The sequence below is a fragment of the Selenomonas sputigena genome, from assembly GCF_026015965.1.
In the GTDB taxonomy this organism is placed as follows: domain Bacteria; phylum Bacillota; class Negativicutes; order Selenomonadales; family Selenomonadaceae; genus Selenomonas.
Map to the genome: position 1 here is coordinate 1,452,287 of NZ_CP110383.1, position 20,252 is coordinate 1,472,538.

The window sequence follows — 20,252 nt, forward strand, 5'->3', positions numbered from 1 at the left end:
TTATTCCATAGACTCCCTTTGCTCCAAGAAAGCGATAGCCGCCTTCATGCCATCGACGGCAGCGCTCATGATGCCGCCCGCGTAGCCCGCACCCTCGCCGATGGGATAAAGCCCCAAAAGACCATGCGCCAGGAAGCTCTCCTTCTCGCGCACGATGCGGCACGGCGCAGAAGAGCGCGTCTCGACGCCCGTCAGAGGCACATCAGATGCGGAAAATCCCTTCATGCGCCCGTCGAAGGCGCGAAGAGCATCCTCGAGCGTATCCGTGACGAAGCGCGGCAGGCACTCGTGCAAGTCGACAGGGCGCACGCCGGGCAAATACGTCGGCTGCACGAGGAAGTCTACCGCACCCTTTTGATGTGCAAGAAAGTCGCCGACGGACTGCACGGGCGCACGGTAGTCTGCACCCGCCAGCTTGAAGGCGAGGCTCTCGCACTGCCTTTGAAATTCCATTCCTGCGAGCACCCCGATGCCGAAATCCTTCGGGCCAACCTGCACGAGAAGCGCGGCGTTCGCCACGCCCGAATCGCGCTTGTAGCAGCTCATGCCGTTCGTCGCGACGCGGGAAAGCTCGGACGCCGCCGCAACGACCTGCCCGCCCGGGCACATGCAGAAGGAATACGCGCCCCTGCCACGCAACTTGTCCTGATACGTGAGGCTATAGTCGGCGACAGGCAGGCGCACATTCCCAGCATCCTCTCCGTACTGCGCACGATCGATGAATTCTTGGGGATGCTCGATGCGCACGCCCACGGCAAACGCCTTCGCTTCCAGAAAAAGGCCGCGTGAAAGAAGCATCTCGTAGGTGTCGCGCGCCGAATGTCCAATGGCGAAGAAAGCTGCTCCGGCCTCCACGCGCTCCTCGCCGTTGACGATGAGCGCGTGGAGCGCGCCGTCTTTCAGCTCGATGTCTGTCACTTGAGCCAAGAAGCGAATCTCGCCGCCCAGGCGGCGGATCTCTTCACGGATGTTCTTGACGATGCCGCGCAGGAGGTCGGTGCCGACATGCGGCTTGTGCAGATACTTGATCTCTTTTGGTGCGCCGGCCGCCACGAAAGCGTCGAGCACCTCGCTCACGAGAGAATCGCCGATGCGCGTCGTCAGCTTGCCGTCAGAAAACGTCCCCGCGCCGCCTTCACCGAATTGGACGTTGGAACGCACGTCAAGCGTTCCCTTCTGCCAGAAGCACTCGATTGCCGCATGACGCGCCTCGACGTCATAGCCGCGCTCTAGGATGAGTGGTGAAAGCCCCGTGCGTGCGAGCGTCAGCGCGGCGAACATGCCGGCAGGGCCGAAGCCCACGACGACAGGACGCGCCTCGCCCGGTGCGAGCGGGGAAAAGCGTGCAAGGTCGAGCTTTTCCTCCTTTTCAGCAAGCGCAACATGGCGGTCGCGCCGCAAGCGCGACAAAAGCTTTTTCTCACTGCCCTGGATGCGCACATCGAGCGTATAGAGGAAGGCGAGCGGCGCTCCACGGTAGCGTCGCGCATCGAGTGCCCTGCGCACGATGCGCACTGCAAGAATATCGTCTGGAGAAATACCCAAACGCTCAGCGGCAAGAGCTGCAAGCGGGCGTTCGTCGCTCAAGGGGACAGCATAGCTGCTGATTCGGATCATGGCGCGTCCGCTCCCTTTGCCTGTGCCTTCGGTTTCAGCTCGACCGTGACCGTGACCTCTCGATTGGAAATCGCAACACCATTGGGTATGGCAAGATGTACTATCTTCTTGCCGCTCTCCTTCATGTCCGAGATGACGATCTTCTCCGTGTCGATGCTCGCCACCTTGCTGATGAGCGCAGCCTCGCCTGCGATCTCGATCTTCGCCGGCTCAACTTGCACCTCGCCCAGAGTGAATCCCTCGGGCAGAGCATCGTCAAGGACGGGGCGAACACTGACGATCTTGCGCGTCAGCCCGCGCGCAAGCTGTACGGAAACCTCAACCGTACGCGCGAGAAGATCCACATCGTCGACTGCCTTGCCGTCGCTGTTGATCGGCGTCAACGGCACCTGCAAGGTGAAGTCGTCACGATTTCCCGAAAGGCCGACGTAGCCGATGACGCGGTCGACCTCCGCCACGCGCGACTCGGGGCCCTCGATGACCGTGGTGTTCGCCGACTGCGAAATCTTGCCCACGGTGTAGCCAGCAGACGCCGAACCTGTGACAATGAGATCGATGCGAACCGCTCGCCGCACGATCTTGTCCAAGGTGACCGAAACGGTCTCCGGCTGCGCGTCGACGAGTTCGAATCCCTGCGGCAAAACGGCCTTGACTTTAACCTCGTGCTCGCCTGAATCAAGTCCGTCAAGATCAGCGTAAGCCTTGAATCCTTCCGGCTCTGCTGAAACAAAGAAGGAGCGCGCGCCGCGCACCTTGAGTTTCACACTTTTCTCCGACTGCGTGATCTTGTATCCCTCAGGCGCATTGCGCAGCTCAACGGCAACAGTGAAGCTGCCCTCGATCTGCGGATTTTGCTCGTTCATGACGAAAAGCCAGAGCACGACGGCGACAACAAGGGCGATGATTTTTGCCGGGAGGTTGCGCTGGACGAGCGCACGCAATCGTGTCATCATTTCCCCTTCCTCCAATTCAACACCATGTCCTTGATGCCTGTCGTCTTGGGCATGAAGATAGGACGCAAGTAGGATTTCAGGTGTTCCGAACTCAGGCGGCGCACGATCCTGCCGTTCTCCGCGACGGAGACCGTACCTGTCTCCTCACTAACGACAACGATGAGGGCATCACACTGCTCAGAAAGGCCGATGGCAGCGCGATGGCGCGTGCCAAGTTCCGTGCTCAGCGTGCGATTTTCTGTCAAGGGCAGAAGGCATCCCGCCGCGATCAGGCGCTTGCCGCGTATGACGGCGGCACCGTCGTGCAAAGGTGTATTCGGGATGAAGACGTTCATGAGAAAGTCTGCCGTGATGAGACCGTCGATCTGGACGCCCGTAGCGCTGATGTCGTTGAGTCCCATCTCGCGTTCAAAGACGAGCAAGGCGCCAATCTTACGCGAAGACAGGAGCATCACCGCCTTATCAAGCTCATTGACGAGTGAGCGCGCCTCACTGTCATCGAGAAAAAGTGATTTGCCGAAGAAGCGTCCCTGTCCCAGATGCTCAAGCGTACGGCGAAGTTCCGGCTGAAATACAATGGGAAGCGCGACGAAGAGCAAGGTCAGCGTCTGCTGCAAGAGCCAGTAGATGACGTGCAGCGACAGCCAGTTGCAGACAATCGTGAGCCCTAGGAGCACGAGCAGCCCCTTCACCAATGTGATGGCGCGCGTATCCTGCAGCATCACATAGAGTTTGTAAAGAATCAATGCCACGATTAGGATGTCAAGAACGTCCAACAAGCTGATCGTCGACAAGATTCCTTGAAAGTGAATCGGAATATGGAACGGCATAAACAAAACCCCTAGAAAAGCATCCCATCATAGTTGAACATAAAACCTATTTCTTCTCGTGTGCAGGGAAATCCTTTCGAGAAAACGAATTTGCCCAAAAGACCCATTTCAAACCAAGGTGCACAGTGCACACGGTAGATTCTCCAAAATATCGGAGGCGATGAGTCCATAGCCCTTCTCCTTCGCCGCCAGATCTCCGGCAAGACCATGGATGTAGACACCTGCGAGCGGCGCAAGCCCCGCCGCCGTCTGCTTCATAAGCCCGGCAATCGCACCTGCAAGCACATCACCCGCACCTGCCGTCGCCATACCCGAATTGCCCTTCGACGTGAGGAAGACCTGTCCGTCGGGATAGACGATGATCGTGCATTCGCTCTTGACGACGAACACGGCATGATACTCGCGTGCGGCTTCACGAGTCATGTCAAGAAGCGACGTGCGCAGATCGCTGACAGCGAGTCCCAAAAGGTGTGCCATCTCGCCGAGATGCGGCGTCAAGATCGGCACGAATGCGAAACCCTTGAACGCGTCCGTCTTGCCGCAAAATGCGTAAATGGCATCGGCATCCAGAATCAAAGGCTTCTTGACGGCGGCGCAGAAATCCTGCACGAACTTCTGCGTCTCCTGCGCCCTTCCAAGTCCCGGACCGATCAGCACGGCATCGAAGCCTTCCGCCAGCGCCAGCGCCTCGCCGAGCGCCGCGATGTCAATCGCACCCTCGTCCGTCTCGGGAAGAGGTTTCGTCATGACCTCGGTCAATTTTCCCGCCATCATCTCCTGAAGACTTCTCGGCAAAGCCAACACAGCAACGCCCGCGCCGCTTCTGAGAACGGCAGAAGCGGCAAGCGCCGCCGCGCCTGTCATGCCGCGCGAACCCGCAATGACGAGGATGCGTCCGCAAGAACCCTTGTGCGCATCGAGCGGACGCGGCAGCAGGACCGGCGCTACCGTCACATCATCAAGGTAGGTCTGGCGGATCGTATCGTCTTCGAGCAAGACTTTCGGTATGCCGATGTCATCGACGAGCAGTTTTCCCGTCGCCGTTTCGCCGGCGCCAATCATATGCCCGAACTTCGGCAGCCCGAAGGTCACAGTGAGATCCGCGCGAATCGCCTCGGGAGAAGCGTTCCCCGTATCTGCCTCGACACCCGTCGGAATGTCGACGGCGATGACCGGCTTGCCGTGACCATTGACCATGCGCACGACACGCGCGGCCGCGTCGCGCAGATTGCCCTTGAATCCCGTGCCCAGGATGCCGTCGACAACTCCATCGACGAAGCGCAAAGTCACTTGCAGTTTGTCCCAATCGCGCTCCGTTTCGAGAACATGTACGACGACGCCCATCTTGATGATGATGTCACGGTTGAGCGCCGCACTCTTCGTCAGATGCGCAGGACTGCCCACGAGGAATATGCTGATCTGCGCACCATGGTTCATCAGATGCCGCGCAGCGACGAAAGCATCGCCGCCATTGTTGCCGCTTCCCGCGAGCACACAGATCCGCTTGCCCGAAACGCCGCCTAGGTATTCCTCAAAAGCAGCGGCGACTTCGCGTCCCGCATTCTCCATCAGCAGAATCTCCGGTACGCCGTATTCCTCGATAGCTCTTTTATCGATCTTCTTCATCTCATCTGCCAAAGCGATCTTCATGCTTCTCCCCCTCCAGAATACATTGTGCGACGGCATATTCCCTGGCGTGACTCAAGGAAAGATGTATGCGGCGCACGCCCCTCTCCTCTGCGAGCGTCGCAAAGAACCCGAAAAGATGTACCTCGGGTGCGCCGAGCGCATCGGGCACGATCTCAACATCCAGCAACGTTCCTCGGCGCAATCCCGTACCAAACGCCTTCAAGACGGCCTCCTTACCAGCCCAGCGCGCTGCATACGACGCCTCACGACCCGCACCGCGTCCATCACAGTAAGCTCGTTCCTCCTGCGTGAAAACGCGTGCAAGGAATGCCTCTCTCCCCATCGCTTTTTTCATACGCTCGATCTCGATGATGTCCGTGCCGACTCCCAAAACCATCGCATCACCCCAGCTCACAATCCCCGCCCATCGCCAAACTGCACGGCGAGTCAGACGTTCCACAAGAAAAGCCGGCTTTATGCGGAAAGAGATAAAGCCGGCTTTCATCCACTATTCTACTGTTCCTGCCGCGCAGGTGCAGGCGCCTGCGGCTGCTCCACATTGCCGGGCGCCGTCGGGCGCATCGGCGTGATGACGGGATTCATGCCGCCGCCCGAAAGGTTGGGCGAAATGTCGGGCAGTTCAGGTTTTGCCGTCAGTGTTTCCGTCGATGAACTGTCGGGATTGAACTGGTACGTCCTGGCAATCAGAACCTCGACGCGACGGTTCTGTGACCTGCCCTCGTCCGTCTTGTTATCCGCGATCGGACGATATTCGCTATAGCCGATGGAACTGAAGCGTGCCGGATTGAGCGACGCATTGCTCGCAAAAAGGAATTTCATGAAATTCAGGGCGCGCTGTGAACTCAGTTCCCAGTTCGACGGGTAGCGCGCCGTAGAAATCGGCACATTATCCGTATGCCCCGAGATGACGACGCGCTCGGGAATCTTCGCGAGAAGGCCTGCGACGACAGGGCCGATCTTCTGCGCCTCACCTACGAGTTCCGCCGAGCCCGAGGGGAAAAGCGCCTTTTCCTTGATGCGGATCATCAAGCCGTCATCGGTCATCGTCGTGTTCAGCTCACCTTGCAGGCCGTTCTGCTTGATGTAATTATCAAGTTCCTTCTGCACCTCTTCCAAAGCCTTCGCTTCTTGAATGTAGGCGCTGTTACCCTTGTCTTCCGTCGCCATGCGTTCGGCATGGCGGCTTTCGCTCGGCCCCATCTGACTGAAGAACGAAGGCCCGCCCGTATTGAAAGCCGCTGTGAACGCCTGCGCCATCTGCGCCATCTTGGCCGAGTCCGTAGCGGACATGGCATAGAGGGCGATGAACGTGGCAAGGAGCAGCGTCATGAGGTCGGAGTAAGGCAGAAGCCAAGCCTCGCCCGCTTCTTCTTCATGCGGTGCATGCCGCTTCTTTCTTGCCATGCCTTACGCCTCCTTCTTCAGTAGATCGCGCTCCGACTGCGGAATGAAGACCATGAGCTTCGCCTCGATGGCCGTCGGTGAATCACCTGCCTGCAGAGACAGGATGCCCTCGACGATCATTCGCTTCTGACCTATCTCAGAATCTGACATGATCTTGAGTTTATTTGCCCACGGAAGCCAGAGAACGTACGCCGTATAGATACCGAGGATCGTAGCGACAAACGCGGCCGCGATGGCGTGACCGACGACGTTAACATCCGACAGGTTGCTCAGAGCTGCGATCAGACCGATAACGGCACCAAGAACACCGAGCGTAGGCGCGTAGGTACCGGCCTGCATGAGCATCAGACGCCCCAGGGAGTGACGCTCCTGCATGACAGAAATCTCAGCGTCGAGAACGTCGCTGACAAAGTCCGGATCCATGCCGTCGATGACCATGCTAAGCCCCGTTTTGAAGAACGGATCGGAGATGTCCTCGACGCGGCTCTCCAATGCCAAGATACCTTCACGACGCGCAATCTGCGAAAGCTCGATAAAAAGCTGCAGAAGCTCACCCTTCTGATGCGAAGGCGGCGCCTGGAAAGTCATCTTGATCAACTTCGGCAGCATCTTCATCTCATCCATGCGGAAAGCCGTGAAAAGACAGGCAAACGTGCCGAGGATGATGATCATGAATGCCGCCGGATTGTTCAATGAACTGATTGGCGCGCCCTTCAGAACCATACCGCCGAAAATGGCGATGAGTCCCGACAACAGTCCGATTAGCGTTGATTTTTCCAAAAAAATCCCCCTCTTCCCTAATGGCAGAGACGCAGGGCGTCTCCTGCAACGCCGTCTGCCCACTTGCATCCAGCACCCGCAAACGATGCAGATGATTTTTGCGGCGTCTTCATCCTTGCTTGCGACCGACGGAATACGTCGGATAGAGCATCTTGGCTGCCCTTCCTCTCGCACGAAGCCCGCTCGACCTGTGCAGGTCATGACCGTCAAAACTTCATGGCAAAAGTGCAGAGCACAATCCACTGCTTAATATATATCGAAATAAATGCAAAAAAAATTCATGACTGGCTAAAGGACTTTGCCACTATTTTTCTTTGAACTTCCATCCTCGCGAATCTCAAGCCGGTACTTTAGGAAATGCTGATAAATGAAGTCGTCCAGAGGTATGAAGATGCAGGACAGAATTTATCAGTGATTCCTTTACAGTGTACACTAGATTGGTGTCGCTGTAAAGGAACATTTTCAAAAAAATTACATCTGTTTTTAATCATAAAAAATAAATTTTTCTTATTGTATCATAGATGATTTTGAAGTATGATAGATTTAACGAAAATAATTCATTTTTATGGACGACAGGGAATGGGTGGCGATCAAGCATGGAACTAAGACAACTCGAATACTTTCAAATGGCAAGCCGACTGAAAAACATCACGCGCGCCGCTGAAAGGCTTCGCGTATCACAGCCGAACATCACCGTCGCGATCAAGAAGCTTGAGGCGGAACTTGGCATCCAGCTCTTTGACCGCAGTCAGAAGCAGCTGTCTCTGACGCCCGAGGGCGCTGTATTTCTGACCCGCATTGAGCTTGCGCTGCGCAATATCCAGGACGCCGTGCTCGAAGTCAACGATTACAAACAGCTGCAGAAAGGCACGATCAAGATCGGCATCCCGTCGATGATCGGCGCCTACCTCTTCCCCAAGATTTTCTCCAGCTTCCAAAAGAAATACTCGCATCTCGACGTCTATCTCTACGAAGAAGGCTCGATGCGCATCCGCGAGCAGCTCGAGCGCGATGAGCTGGACTTTGGCATCGTCATCCTCTCCAATGCAGCGGCGAGCCTACAGACGCTTCCCATGGCGAAGAGCCAGATCGTCGCGTGCCTGCCCGAGCAGCACCCACTTGCCAAAAAAAAGGCCATCTCCCTGCACGACATCGAAGACGTGAACCTCATCATGCTCAAGGACGGTTCCTTCCTGCGAAAGCTCCTGCTCGACACCTTCAAGCAGGAAAGCATCACGCCCGACATCGTGCTCGAATCGAATCAGATCGAGACCATCAAGGGGCTGATCGCGAGCGGTGCAGGCATCGCCTTCCTGCTCGACTTCATCGTCGAGGAGACGCCCGGGATCGTGACGCTGCCCTTTGACAAGCCCGTCTTCGTCGACGTCGGGCTTGCCTGGAAGAAGGATCGTTACGTTTCCAAGGCCGCGCAGGCTTTCATCGACTTCTGCCAGAACACGCTGAAAAAAGAAAAATGATGTGCTTTCAGACGGCCGCTCCGAAGAGGGCGGTCTTTTTTTCAAAAATTTTATGGGAATTTACGGGAAATGTGCTACAATGGTAGCCGTAAACTCTGACGGACTCGAACTGTATCCGCCCACCTTGCATGAAGCAACAGGAGGAATCACCATGGCTTACATCAACGAAAACTATCTGAAACTCGCCGGCAGCTATCTCTTCCGCGAGATCGCACACCGCGTCGCTGACTATAAGGAAAAGAATCCCGCAGCCGACGTCATCTCGCTCGGCATCGGCGACGTGACGCAGCCCCTGCCGCCCGCCTGCATCGCCGCCATGCACAAGGCGGTCGACGAGATGGCTGCAGCCGAGACCTTCCGCGGCTACGGGCCCGAACAGGGCTACGACTTCCTCATCGAGAAAATCATAGAAAACAACTTCCCGGGACTCGGCATCGAGCCGGACGAGGTGTTTATTTCCGACGGCGCCAAGAGCGACTGCGGAAACATTCAGGAAATCTTCAGCGAAAAGGCGAAAATCGCCATCACCGACCCCGTCTACCCCGTCTACCTCGACACGAACGTCATGGCTGGACGCACGGGCGCACTGCAGAAAAACGGACACTTCTCGGGCGTTGTCTACCTGCCCTGCACGGCGGAGAACGGCTTCCTGCCCGAACTGCCCACGGAGCATGTCGACATCATCTATCTTTGCTCGCCGAATAACCCGACGGGCATGGCGATGACGCGCGAGTCTCTCTCCCGATGGGTTGCCTACGCGCGAGAGAACGAGTCCGTCATTCTCTTCGATGCCGCTTATCAGGCCTTCATCACCGAGGACGATTTGCCGCACTCCATCTTCGAGATCGAGGGCGCGAAGGACGTCGCCATCGAATTCCGCTCCTTCTCGAAGACAGCGGGCTTCACGGGCACGCGCTGCGGCTACATCGTGCTGCCGAAGAGCGTGCAGGGCAGGAGCGCCGACGGCACGAAGAAGAGCCTCAACCCGCTCTGGAATCGCCGCCACACGACGAAGTACAACGGCACCTCCTACATCATCCAGCGCGGCGCAGAGGCCATCTTCACACCCGAAGGGAAGCGAGAGACGGCGGCTGCCATCTCCTACTACCTCGAAAACGCCCGACTCATCCGCGAGGGCCTCGAATCCATCGGTCTTGAGGCATACGGCGGCATAAACGCGCCCTACATCTGGCTCAAGACACCGCACGGACTCTCCTCGTGGGACTTCTTCGACCGCCTTCTCACAGGCGCGGACATCGTCGGCACGCCGGGCGCAGGGTTCGGTCCATGCGGCGAAGGATATTTCCGCCTCACGGCTTTCGGCAACCGAGAGAATACGAAGCGAGCGGTTGAGCGCATCAAGGAAAAACTGACGTTCTGACGAGAGGAGAAAGACATGCTCAAACCTCGCCTGCAGGAACTCTGCATCTGCCGTCCCATATTAGAGGATACGCTCATCGGGAAATTCCTGTGCTTTCTGGAAAATCCCGAGAACACTTCGCACGCTTACGATTTCACCGCAGGGCTCATCGAGAAGGCGGAATTGCTCGGCCTTTCCGGAAATATCCTGCGCTCCTATTTTCTCCATGTGCTCGCTCATGTGGAAAACACCTTCGCATGCACGGTGGAACAATCTTCCGGCAATGTCGGCAAGAGTCTTCGCCGCGCCTTCGTGCGCGATATGGAAATCCTCGCCGACGTCTTTCACGAGCCGCCAAGCGCCATGCTGCCATGCGACCTCCTTGACGACTACGAACCGACGAAGCGCTGCACGAGCGAAGCGTCCTCCTTCCTCCACGAACGCATGGCATCTGCGGCATCGGCAGAGGAAGTCTCAGACGCCTTCCTCGATTTTTACCGGCGCTACGGCTGCGGCGAGATTTCGAGCTGCAAGGCGTTCTCTTGGAACGACAAGGAGCACAAGCTTCAAGGCGTCGAGCACTTCGAAGCGCTCCCTCTCACTGACGTCATCGGTTACGACCGCCAGAAGAAGCAGCTGACGGACAATACGGAAGCCTTCCTTGAAGGGCGTCCTGCCAACAACGTCCTTTTGATCGGCGCGCGCGGCACGGGCAAGTCCTCCTCCGTCAAGGCTCTCGCTCACGAATACTATGGTCGCGGTCTTCGGCTCGTGCAGCTCACGAAATCGCAGCTCGGCGAACTGCCGCGCATTCTCGCGGCGCTTCGCCGATTTCCCTCCAAGCGCTTCATTCTCTTCCTCGACGACCTCTCATTTGAGGCATTTGAGACGGAGTACAAGTATCTGAAATCCGCCATCGAAGGCAGCGTCGAGGCGCGTCCCCAAAACGTACTCATCTACGCGACATCCAACCGCCGCCACCTCATCAAGGAAAGCTGGCGCGACCGCGATCAGGCGCAAGACGAACTCTATCGTCAGGACAGCGTGAACGAGACAGTCTCCCTTTCCGACCGCTTCGGTCTCATCATCACCTTCCTCGCCCCCAACCAAGAGCAATATCATGCTATCATCGCCCACTACCTTGAAAAAGAGGGCGTCCGCCTCGCCCCCGAGGAGCTTCGCATCCTCGCGCATCGCTGGGAGCTTGAGCACTCCGGACGCAGCGGCCGCACGGCGCAGCAATTCGTCGTGCACTATCTAGGACAAATGCGGAAATGAAGAATCCCCCTCGCTTCTCTCAAAAGAGTCGCGAAGGGGATTCTTCTTCCTGTGGGGCGCACGGAGCAATGCTCCATAGCTTCGGCTTTATCTGCGATCGTAAGTGCAGTAGCCGTTCTCGTCACAGTAGGGGCCGCTCTGTTCGCTGTCGCGATAGTATCTGCTGCCGCAGCAATTATAGCGCTGCACGCCTGCCGTATCTTTCGCCGATGACATCGAAGCCGCAAAAACAGGAGCCGCACTCACCGCAAGCATAGCCAGAAGGGCGGCGCAAAGCATCTTCTTCATGGAATCACCTCCTATTACTATTATACCATGGAAGCATCTTCATTACAAGGGAAGCTATGATGCGCAACAAAACGGGACAGCCTTGCAGCTGTCCCGTTTTGTATATGTATCCTTTTCAGATTCCCGCAGCTTTCTTCAAGGCATCCGCCTTGTCTGTCTTCTCCCACGGCAGATCAGCATCGGTGCGGCCGAAGTGTCCGTAGGCCGCCGTCTGCTCGTAGATCGGGCGGCGCAGGTTGAGGTTGCTGATGATCGAGGCCGGACGCAGATCGAAGTTCTCGTGCACAAGCTTTTCGATCAGAGCTTCGTCCACCTTGTTCGTGCCGAACGTATCGACCATGATCGAGACGGGACGCGCGACGCCGATGGCGTAGGCGAGCTGGATCTCACAGCGATCGGCGAGTCCTGCGGCGACGACATTCTTCGCCACATAGCGCGCGGCGTAGGCAGCGGAGCGATCGACCTTCGTGGGATCCTTGCCCGAGAAGGCGCCGCCGCCGTGACGTGCCATGCCGCCGTAGGTGTCGACGATGATCTTGCGGCCCGTGAGACCCGAATCGCCCTGCGGGCCGCCGATGACGAACTTGCCCGTCGGGTTCACGAAGTACTTCGTGTCCGCCGTCAGAAGTTCTGCCGGAATGATGACCTTGATGACCTTTTCAATCATATCCTTGCGGATCGTCGCCAGATCGACTTCCGGATCGTGCTGCGTGGAGATGACGACGGTATCGACGGCGACGGGCTTGCCGTCCTCATAGCGCACCGTTACCTGCGTCTTGCCGTCGGGGCGCAGGTAGCCGAGTTCGCCGTTCTTACGCACCTCTGCAAGGCGACGTGCCAGACGATGTGCGAGTGCAATCGGCAGCGGCATGAGCTCAGGCGTCTCGTTCGCCGCATAGCCGAACATCATGCCCTGATCGCCCGCGCCGATGGAGTCGGCGACATCGGACTCACCCTCCTTCGCCTCAAGCGCCTTGTCAACACCGAGTGCGATGTCGGCAGACTGCTCATCGAGCGATACGAGAATGCCGCACGTCGCTGCATCGAAGCCATACTTCGCACGCGTGTAGCCGATCTTCTCCACAGTCTTGCGGATGATGTGTGGGATGTCGATGTAGCACGAAGTCGAGATCTCGCCGACGACATGCACCTGCCCCGTCGTCACCAATGTCTCGCACGCCACGCGCCCCTGCGGATCTTTTGCGAGGATCGCATCGAGAATGGCGTCAGAAATCTGATCGGCCATCTTGTCGGGATGACCTTCCGTCACCGACTCGGAAGTGAACAACATCGTTTTGCTCATGGTATGCTCCATTCCGCCGCTGCCGCCTGCGGCAAATATCTGAAAAACAAGGTGCGACCTTCCCTGTCCGGCGGCCTCAAAGCGCCGCTTTCATGAAATCGTCCGCGAAACATCTTCAGCAGAAGCCGATTCGCAGCATACATCATCCATCAAAAAAGACTCTCTTCCTACGAAAAGAGAGTCTTCCTTCGCTCCCATCTCATAGGCAATACCTATAGGAATTGGCACCTTTTTGGCCTACGCCAACGGTTGCCGCAGTTTCATAGGGCCAGTCCCTCCACTGCTCTTGATGAGTGATATTCGATTCGGCTTTATTATACGAGAAAACATTTCAATTGTCAACTATTTTTGTAGGGATTCGATGCGGTCGAGGAGAACCTCTGCCACCTTCTGCTTGCTCATCAAAGGAACTTCCTCGACGGAGCCGTCACGCGCCACGATCTTCACGAGATTCGTCTCCGTATTGAATCCCGCGTCGGGGCACGTCACATCGTTCGCCACGATGAGGTCAAGATTCTTCTTTTGGAGCTTCGCCTTCGCATAGTCGAGGAGATTCTGCGTCTCTGCCGCAAACCCCACAAGGATCTGCTTCTCCTTTTTTCGGCCGCCCAGTTCCAGCAAAATATCGGGATTCTTCTCCAAGACAAGCGTGAGTTCAGCGTCGTTCTTCTTGATCTTCTGCGCTTGCCGCGTCTTCGGGCGATAGTCGGCGACGGCGGCCGCCTTGATGACGATCGCAGCGTCCTCGGCTTCCTGCAGCACGGCATCGCGCATGGCGAGCGCCGATTCCGTACGCAGGACGCGCACACCGTCGGGATCGGCGAGCGCGACGGTGCCGCCCGCGACGAGCACGACGTCAGCGCCGCGCCGCGCCGCCTCCTGCGCGATGGCATAGCCCATCTTGCCGCTCGAACGATTGCCGATGAAACGTACGGGATCGATGGCTTCAAGCGTGCCGCCCGCCGTCACGAGCACTTTCTTGCCGGCGAGCGTCCTGCCGCGCGCGCCCGCTTCTTCCAGCTCGCGCACGATGTCCTGCGGTTCCGGCAAACGCCCGACGCCCGAGACGCCACAAGCCAAGTATCCCGCTGCCGGCTCGATCTTATGCCAGCCACGCGCTTGGAGCTTTGCCATATTTTCCTGCGTCACGGGATTTTCGTACATCGCGCTGTTCATCGCCGGAGCGAAGAAAATCGGCGATGTGACAGCAAGCAGCGTCGTCGTCAGCATGTCGTCAGCTATGCCCGCCGCCGCCTTGGCAATGATGTTCGCCGTAGCGGGCGCGATGAGCACAAGATCCGCCAGACGCGCCAGAGCGATATGTTCGACGTTCCAATGCGCAGGCTCTTCCCACATGTCGAGCGACACGGGCTGTCCCGTAATCTCGCGAAAGGTCAGCGGCGTGACAAAATGGGCGGCCTCTTTCGTCATGACGACGTGAACCTCCGCCCCTTTCTTGCGCAGGCGGCTCGCAATCTCCACCGCCTTGTAGGCGGCGATGCCGCCCGTGACGCCTAAAAGGATTTTCCTGCCCGCAAGAACCATTACTTTATGCCGCCTTTGCTGCGTCGATAAAGGATGTCGCCTTCAGAAATCTCTTCCAGAGCAATCGTCACATCTTTCGAGGACTTCGCCACCACCTTCGGCTCATCGCCGCTCAAAAGCTGACGCGCCCGCTTCGCCGCCAAGACGACGAGCGTGTAGCGGCTGTCGACTACCTCCAGGAGTTTGTTGATCGAAGGATCTGCCATGCTCATATCGGATCTTCCCTTCCCTTTTCTATTTCGTCAAAAAGCTCTCCATTGCGTGCGACAAGGCGCCTCTCCGCCGCAAGGATGGCGCAGACGGAATCGACCGCGCCATCGACCTCGTCGTTCGTGACGACGTACTTGTAGCACTTTCCCGCTTCAATCTCATCGATCGCCGCAGCGAGGCGCTTCTGCAAGACCTCCTCCGTCTCCGTATCGCGTCCGCGGATGCGCCTTTCCAGCTCGGCGAGCGACGGCGGCAAGATGAAGATGTAGACGCCCTCAGGAAACTTCTCGCACACCTTCATCGCGCCCTGCGTGTCGATCTCAAGCAAGATGTCCTCGCCCGCCGCGAGCTTTTCCTCCACCTTTTTCAATGGCGTTCCGTAATAATTGTCGTAGACCTTTGCCCATTCGAGCAATTCGTCCTTTTCGATCATTTTCTCGAACGCCTCGACCGAGAGGAAATAGTAGCTCTCGCCGTCGACCTCGCCCGCACGCGGCTTTCGCGTCGTAGCGGAAACGGAGTAGGCAAGCGGCGTCTTTTCCAAGAGCGTCTGACAGATCGTGCCCTTGCCCGCACCCGACGGGCCGGAAACGACGACCAAAAGTCCTTTTCTCATTTTCCGTCCTCTCTTCCTTTCGTTTCCGGAGTGTCTGAATCAAGAACGCGATGCGCCACGGTCTCCGGCTGCACGGCAGAAAGAATCACATGATCACTGTCCATGATGGCAACGGCACGCGTCCGTCTGCCGTAAGTGGCGTCAATGAGCCTGCCGCCGTCGCGCGCCTCCTGAATGATGCGCTTGATTGGCGCCGATTCAGGGCTGACGATCGCCACGACGCGGTTCGCCGAAACGATGTTGCCGAACCCGATATTGATGAGCTTGATGTCCATATTGACCCCTCACTCGATGTTTTGCACCTGCTCGCGCAGCTTCTCGACCTCACTCTTGATCTCGACGACAAGTTTCGCCGCCTGCGTGAAGTTCGCCTTCGCACCAATCGTGTTCGTCTCGCGATTGATCTCCTGAATCAGAAAGTCGAGCTTCCTGCCGATGGGCGCTTCCTCCACCTCGATCGTCTCACGGAACTGAGCGATGTGGCTCTTGAGGCGCACGACCTCCTCGTTGTAGCTGATGCGATCAGCGTAGAGCACCGTTTCCTGCAGGATGCGCATCTCATCAATGCCCTGCCCCTTGAGCATTTCGCTGAGGACGTTCCTCAGGTGCGTGCGGTAGCGCTCGACGATCTCCGGTTCGAAGGCCGAGAGTTTCTCGATTGCCTCGACGAGAAACGCGAGGCGCGGCTCGAAGTCGAGGCGCGTATGCTCGCCCTCCTTTTTTCGCATTTGGGCGAAATGCTCCAAGGCGCTTTCCAAGGCGTCAAAGACGAGTTCGCGGGCGTCAAGCACATCGCGGCTCTCCTCGTGCACGCGCAGGACGTCGGGATACAAGGCTATTTTACATACATCGGCGGGCGGTGTCAAATGCAGGAAATCGCCAAGTTCGTAAAGCGCCGTCTGATAGGCGCGTGCCAAGTTCTTGTCAACGACGATGGTCGCTTCCTTTTCACGCTTGTCATGAAAGGCGATGTTCACATCGATCTTGCCGCGCGCCGAGAATTTCTTGATGGCATGGCGCATATCGTTCTCAAAGACATTGAGAGCGCGCGGCATGGAAAACGATATGTCCAGATACCGCTGATTGACCGATTTCACTTCCACATGAACCTTGTAATCCTCATTCTCCCGGCCCGCCGCGCCGAACCCCGTCATGCTCTTCATGCCAACAGCCCCCCATTCCTGCTCATTCAGGGAACCGCCAATCTCCTCAGCGTTTCCTTCATTTTGTTATATCAAGGTATTCTACCACACTTTTCGCCTCTTCGACAAGGCTTTATGCCTCCGTACGGTCGACGGGTACGGCATGAAGCAGGAGGTCGGGATTGTTCTCCGTGATCCAGCCGAGCGCCCATTCGTTGCTCACGAGCAGCACGGGATTGCCCCGGCGGTCGCGCACAAACATGCCGCGGTCTGCGCCGCGCAGGGTTGCGGGCGTGATTTCGCGCCCATCGGCGAATGTCATCCAACGCGCGACCTCGTAGGGCTGCATCTGCAGCACGATATCGACATTGTACTCGTTCTTCAGACGGTATTCGAGCACTTCAAACTGCAGCGTGCCGACCGTGCCGACGATGTATGCGTCCGCGCCCGCGCCCTCCTGCATGAAAAGCTGGATCGCGCCCTCCTGCGTGAGCTGCTCGACGCCCTTGACGAACTGCTTGCGCTTCATCGTGTCCTTCGCCGAGACGCGTGCAAACTTCTCGGGCGGAAACACGGGAAAATCTTCGTACTTGAACTTGTGCGAGGCGTCCGTCAGCGTATCGCCGATCGAGAAGATGCCGGGATCGAAAAGCCCCACGATGTCGCCCGGAAACGCCTCGTCGATGATCTGCCGATCCTGCGCGAGGAACTGCTGCGGCTGCGCGAGCTTGATCAGCTTTCCGCTCTTTTCGTGCCAGACGCTCATGTTGCGCTCGAACGCGCCCGACACAATGCGAATGAAGGCGAGGCGATCGCGGTGCGCGGGATTCATGTTCGCCTGGATCTTGAATACGAAAGCCGAGAAGCGCTCGTCCGTCGGCTCGATGATGCCATCGGACGAAGCGCGAGGCGCAGGCGCGGGCGCGAGTCGCAGATACTCTTCCAGAAAATTCTTGACGCCGAAATTCGTCATGGCAGAACCGAAGAACGTCGGCGTCAATTCGCCGCGATCGACCTTCTCGCGGTCAAAGTCCTCGCCCGCCGCATCGAGAAGCTCGATGTCGTCGGCGAGCGTCCGGCGCTCCTCTTCCGTCAGCTGTGCCATGAAAGCCTCGTCGTCGATCGAGCCGCAGACGGAGACGCGTTCTGTCTGCCCGTGGCTCATATCGGCAGCGAAAAGCTCGACCTCGCGCTTCGCGCGGTCATAGACGCCTTTGTAATTGCCGTCCGTACCGACCGGCCAATTCATCGGATAAGAGCGAATGCCCAAGACATCTTCCAGCTCCGCCATGAGGTCGAGCGGCGCCTTGCCAAAGCGGTCGAGCTTGTTGACGAAGGTGAAGATTGGAATATGGCGCTCGCGGCAAACCTTGAAGAGTTTCTTCGTCTGCGCCTCGACGCCCTTCGCCACGTCGAGAATCATGACCGCGCTGTCGACCGCCATCAGCGTGCGGTACGTATCCTCACTGAAATCCTGATGCCCGGGCGTGTCAAGGATGTTGATGCGGCAACCGCCGTAGTCGAACTGCAGCACGCTCGACGTGACGGAAATACCGCGCTGCTTCTCGATCTCCATCCAATCGGACACGGCATGGCGCTGCGTCTTGCGCGACTTGATCGATCCTGCGAGATGGATTGCCCCACCGTAGAGCAGGAGCTTCTCCGTCAGTGTCGTCTTTCCCGCGTCCGGGTGCGAAATGATGGCGAACGTGCGCCTCTTCTCTATTTCCTTCTTCAATTCTTCCTGCGACAAAATACATCCTCCCACACCGTTGTCATTTGAAAAAAAGACTGCTGCAGAATCTCTGCAGCAGTCTTGCCTATCGTTTTGGAGGCGACACCCAGAATCGAACTGGGGAATGAGGGTTTTGCAGACCCCTGCCTTACCGCTTGGCTATGTCGCCGTATGGAGCGGAAAACGAGGCTCGAACTCGCGACCCCCACCTTGGCAAGGTGGTGCTCTACCACTGAGCTACTTCCGCATGAAGTGGCGACCCGAAGGGGACTTGAACCCCTGACCTCCGCCGTGACAGGGCGGCATTCTAACCAACTAAACTACCGGGCCATCCATCGCCTTCCGTAAGGTCGGCAACAAGTAGTATTATACAGAGCGATGGGGGGCTTGTCAAGGAATCTGAAAGAAATATTTCAACCTTCCGTTTCCCGTGAGTGCCTGCGCTCGCGTTTTAGCTAATTGCTCGACGCAAACCCGCATAGCCTTTCAGAAATGACCGAGCAAAAGCAACTGAATCATAGTTGCATACAGCACCCCATTCTGCTATAATCTCCTTGAGGTGAAACCATGCCTACAAAAGATATACTGCTTGAAAAGATCTGCAGGAAACCCGCACCCGCGAATTTCACGGTGCGTGAGCTTGACGCCTTGATGAAGAAATGCGGCTGTGAAAAATTCCAAGGCGGAAGAGGCTCCGGCATCGGTTATTTTCATACGGCAAGCAAGCGCATCCTGCAGTTTGACGGCCCGCATCCCAGAAAGGAACTTTATCGGTATCAAATCAAGAAAGTCCTTGCGTTCTTGAAGGACATCGAGGAATTTTAAGGAGGATTCATCATGAATCTGTTGGAATACAAAGGCTACCATGCGAAAATTTCGTTCGATGCACAAGACTCTCTCTTCATAGGCGAAGTGTTCGGCATCAATGACTCTCTGAACTTTCATGGCGCGAGCGTCGCCGAACTGAAAGATGCTTTCCATCATTGCATTGACAATTATTTGGATGTCTGCAAAAAGATTCAAAAGAATCCCGATAAGGAATTCAAAGGCAATTTCAACATCCGCATCCCGAGCGAGCTTCATCGAAAGCTGGCGCTGGAAGCGACGAGGCATGATGTGTCTTTGAACCAATTTATCAAGGATGTCTTGACGCAGGCAACGACGGTGCCGCAGGCATGAACTGTCTCTCTAGGAAAACCCATGATGCTTCCATACGACAAGAGCGCACTCCCCGGCAATCGGGAAGTGCGCTCCTTTTATCTTGGGACGATGGCGAAGAATTCGCCGCCGTTCCTTTTTTTAGTTGTTGAAGATATTCCGCAGCGCCTGCTTGTTGACGTCGCGGTTGAGCTGTGCGAGGTGCTGCGTGAGCTTGATGTTCTTCGGGCATGCCTGCTCACAGTTCTGACTGTTGCCGCAGCTCGTGATGCCGCCCTTGCCCATGAGAGCTTCGAGGCGCGTCGGGGCGTCGAACTTTCCGAGCGGATGCAGGTTGAAGAGCAGCGTCTGCACCGTCGGCGCAGGTCCGATGAAGTCGGACTGCGGGCCGACGTTCGGGCACGCCTCAAGGCAGCAGCCGCATGTCATGCAGTGCGAAATCTCGTAGGTCGTCTGCGCCGTGTAAGGATTCTGCAGCGGAGCGTCGGGGTTGTCCCAAGAGCCGTCGATCTCGATCCAGCCATGGATGCGCTTCAAGCTCTCGAACATGACGGAACGGTCGATGAGGAGGTCGCGGATGACGGGGAAGGTGCGTGCCGGCGCGAGCGTGATCGGCTGCTCAAGCTCGTCGACGAGCGAGCAGCATGCCTGACGCGCCTTGCCGTTGATGACCATCATGCAGGCGCCGCAGACCTTCTCCAGGCAGTTGCACTCCCAAGTGACCGGGGCGACCGTCTTGCCGTCGACCGTCACGGGATTCTTCTGGATCTCCATCAGAGCCGCGACGACATTGAGGCCGGGACGATAGTCGACATCGAATTCCTGCTTGTAAGGGCTGGCGTCAGGGCTGTCCTGACGCTCTATGATGAATCTTACCTTTTTCTGTTCTGCCATTTGCTATCTCC

21 protein-coding genes, 3 tRNA genes and 1 riboswitch are annotated in these 20,252 nt (G+C 57.3%); of the genes, 5 read left to right on the forward strand and 19 right to left on the reverse strand.

Features of this window, described 5'->3' with window-relative positions; all coding sequences use genetic code 11:
- The 7 genes from OL236_RS07060 to motA form a co-directional block, all read right to left on the reverse strand.
- Entirely contained in the window at nt 1–1,617 is a 1,617-nt protein-coding gene (locus OL236_RS07060; protein ID WP_265070087.1) for an NAD(P)/FAD-dependent oxidoreductase, read from the reverse strand.
- The gene (locus tag OL236_RS07065) at nt 1,614–2,570 is read right to left on the reverse strand and encodes a YbbR-like domain-containing protein (protein WP_009647045.1); all 957 of its coding nucleotides are present in this window, start codon (nt 2,568–2,570) and stop codon (nt 1,614–1,616) included. The genes OL236_RS07060 and OL236_RS07065 overlap by 4 nt, the downstream gene beginning before the upstream one ends.
- Nucleotides 2,567–3,400, reverse strand: coding sequence for a diadenylate cyclase CdaA (gene cdaA / locus OL236_RS07070; RefSeq protein ID WP_009647036.1), 834 nt, complete (start codon nt 3,398–3,400; stop codon nt 2,567–2,569). The genes OL236_RS07065 and cdaA overlap by 4 nt, the downstream gene beginning before the upstream one ends.
- A gap of 108 nt (nt 3,401–3,508) precedes the next feature.
- Nucleotides 3,509–5,050 carry an NAD(P)H-hydrate dehydratase gene (locus OL236_RS07075; RefSeq protein ID WP_265070088.1) on the reverse strand — a complete coding sequence of 514 codons (1,542 nt, stop codon included), beginning with the start codon at nt 5,048–5,050 and terminating at the stop codon, nt 3,509–3,511.
- Nucleotides 5,028–5,426 (reverse strand): holo-ACP synthase, encoded by a 399-nt coding sequence (gene acpS, locus OL236_RS07080; RefSeq protein WP_037370649.1) that lies wholly within the window; start codon nt 5,424–5,426, stop codon nt 5,028–5,030. The genes OL236_RS07075 and acpS overlap by 23 nt, the downstream gene beginning before the upstream one ends.
- A 116-nt stretch (nt 5,427–5,542) precedes the next feature.
- Nucleotides 5,543–6,454 (reverse strand): flagellar motor protein MotB, encoded by a 912-nt coding sequence (locus OL236_RS07085; RefSeq protein WP_009647057.1) that lies wholly within the window; start codon nt 6,452–6,454, stop codon nt 5,543–5,545.
- Nucleotides 6,455–6,457: 3 nt separating this feature from the next.
- A complete protein-coding gene (gene motA, locus OL236_RS07090; protein WP_009647037.1) occupies nt 6,458–7,234 on the reverse strand; it encodes a flagellar motor stator protein MotA in 777 nt (258 codons plus the stop codon).
- 596 nt (nt 7,235–7,830) lie between these two features.
- Here motA and OL236_RS07095 point away from each other — a divergent pair.
- The 3 genes from OL236_RS07095 to OL236_RS07105 all read left to right on the forward strand — a co-directional run bounded on the left by OL236_RS07095 (nt 7,831) and on the right by OL236_RS07105 (nt 11,350).
- Entirely contained in the window at nt 7,831–8,712 is an 882-nt protein-coding gene (locus OL236_RS07095; RefSeq protein ID WP_037370641.1) for a LysR family transcriptional regulator, read from the forward strand.
- Between the two features lie 151 nt (nt 8,713–8,863).
- Nucleotides 8,864–10,093, forward strand: coding sequence for an LL-diaminopimelate aminotransferase (locus OL236_RS07100; protein ID WP_265070089.1), 1,230 nt, complete (start codon nt 8,864–8,866; stop codon nt 10,091–10,093).
- Between the two features lie 15 nt (nt 10,094–10,108).
- Complete coding sequence (locus OL236_RS07105; RefSeq protein WP_265070090.1) at nt 10,109–11,350, forward strand: ATP-binding protein; 1,242 nt, start codon at nt 10,109–10,111, stop codon at nt 11,348–11,350.
- 87 nt (nt 11,351–11,437) lie between these two features.
- Here OL236_RS07105 and OL236_RS07110 read toward each other — a convergent pair whose 3' ends face one another.
- From OL236_RS07110 to OL236_RS07160, 11 genes are all read right to left on the reverse strand, one after another.
- Nucleotides 11,438–11,638: a conotoxin LiCr95 gene (locus OL236_RS07110; protein ID WP_264918669.1), complete on the reverse strand. Its 201-nt coding sequence runs from the start codon at nt 11,636–11,638 to the stop codon at nt 11,438–11,440.
- A 115-nt stretch (nt 11,639–11,753) separates the two neighbouring features.
- A complete protein-coding gene (gene metK, locus OL236_RS07115) occupies nt 11,754–12,941 on the reverse strand; it encodes a methionine adenosyltransferase (RefSeq protein ID WP_265070091.1) in 1,188 nt (395 codons plus the stop codon).
- Nucleotides 12,942–13,132: 191 nt separating this feature from the next.
- A riboswitch (SAM riboswitch) is annotated at nt 13,133–13,237 on the reverse strand.
- Nucleotides 13,238–13,283: 46 nt separating this feature from the next.
- A complete protein-coding gene (gene coaBC / locus OL236_RS07120; RefSeq protein ID WP_265070092.1) occupies nt 13,284–14,486 on the reverse strand; it encodes a bifunctional phosphopantothenoylcysteine decarboxylase/phosphopantothenate--cysteine ligase CoaBC in 1,203 nt (400 codons plus the stop codon).
- Nucleotides 14,486–14,698 (reverse strand): DNA-directed RNA polymerase subunit omega, encoded by a 213-nt coding sequence (rpoZ, locus tag OL236_RS07125; RefSeq protein WP_006191407.1) that lies wholly within the window; start codon nt 14,696–14,698, stop codon nt 14,486–14,488. The genes coaBC and rpoZ overlap by 1 nt, the downstream gene beginning before the upstream one ends.
- Complete coding sequence (gene gmk / locus OL236_RS07130) at nt 14,695–15,312, reverse strand: guanylate kinase (RefSeq protein ID WP_265070093.1); 618 nt, start codon at nt 15,310–15,312, stop codon at nt 14,695–14,697. Before gmk ends, rpoZ begins: the two co-directional genes overlap by 4 nt.
- On the reverse strand, nt 15,309–15,587 hold the full coding sequence (gene remA, locus OL236_RS07135; RefSeq protein ID WP_265070094.1) for an extracellular matrix/biofilm regulator RemA: 279 nt from the start codon (nt 15,585–15,587) through the stop codon (nt 15,309–15,311). Before remA ends, gmk begins: the two co-directional genes overlap by 4 nt.
- Before the next feature lie 9 nt (nt 15,588–15,596).
- Nucleotides 15,597–16,475: a YicC/YloC family endoribonuclease gene (locus tag OL236_RS07140; protein ID WP_265070095.1), complete on the reverse strand. Its 879-nt coding sequence runs from the start codon at nt 16,473–16,475 to the stop codon at nt 15,597–15,599.
- Nucleotides 16,476–16,587: 112 nt separating this feature from the next.
- Nucleotides 16,588–18,207, reverse strand: a complete 1,620-nt coding sequence (locus tag OL236_RS07145; protein ID WP_265070096.1) for a peptide chain release factor 3 — start codon at nt 18,205–18,207, stop codon at nt 16,588–16,590.
- A gap of 76 nt (nt 18,208–18,283) precedes the next feature.
- Nucleotides 18,284–18,358: transfer RNA gene (locus tag OL236_RS07150), tRNA-Cys, on the reverse strand.
- Nucleotides 18,359–18,361: 3 nt separating this feature from the next.
- Nucleotides 18,362–18,436, reverse strand: a tRNA-Gly gene (locus tag OL236_RS07155).
- A gap of 6 nt (nt 18,437–18,442) precedes the next feature.
- Nucleotides 18,443–18,519 (reverse strand) — tRNA-Asp (locus OL236_RS07160).
- A 237-nt stretch (nt 18,520–18,756) separates the two neighbouring features.
- Here OL236_RS07160 and OL236_RS07165 point away from each other — a divergent pair.
- Together OL236_RS07165 and OL236_RS07170 are read left to right on the forward strand one after the other, a co-directional pair.
- Nucleotides 18,757–19,014, forward strand: coding sequence for a type II toxin-antitoxin system HicA family toxin (locus OL236_RS07165; RefSeq protein ID WP_265070097.1), 258 nt, complete (start codon nt 18,757–18,759; stop codon nt 19,012–19,014).
- 12 nt (nt 19,015–19,026) lie between these two features.
- Nucleotides 19,027–19,368: a type II toxin-antitoxin system HicB family antitoxin gene (locus OL236_RS07170; protein ID WP_264918662.1), complete on the forward strand. Its 342-nt coding sequence runs from the start codon at nt 19,027–19,029 to the stop codon at nt 19,366–19,368.
- 120 nt (nt 19,369–19,488) lie between these two features.
- On the opposite strand, the gene sdhB is transcribed toward OL236_RS07170, so the two are convergent.
- Complete coding sequence (gene sdhB / locus OL236_RS07175) at nt 19,489–20,241, reverse strand: succinate dehydrogenase iron-sulfur subunit (protein ID WP_265070098.1); 753 nt, start codon at nt 20,239–20,241, stop codon at nt 19,489–19,491.
- Nucleotides 20,242–20,252: the final 11 nt, after the last annotated feature.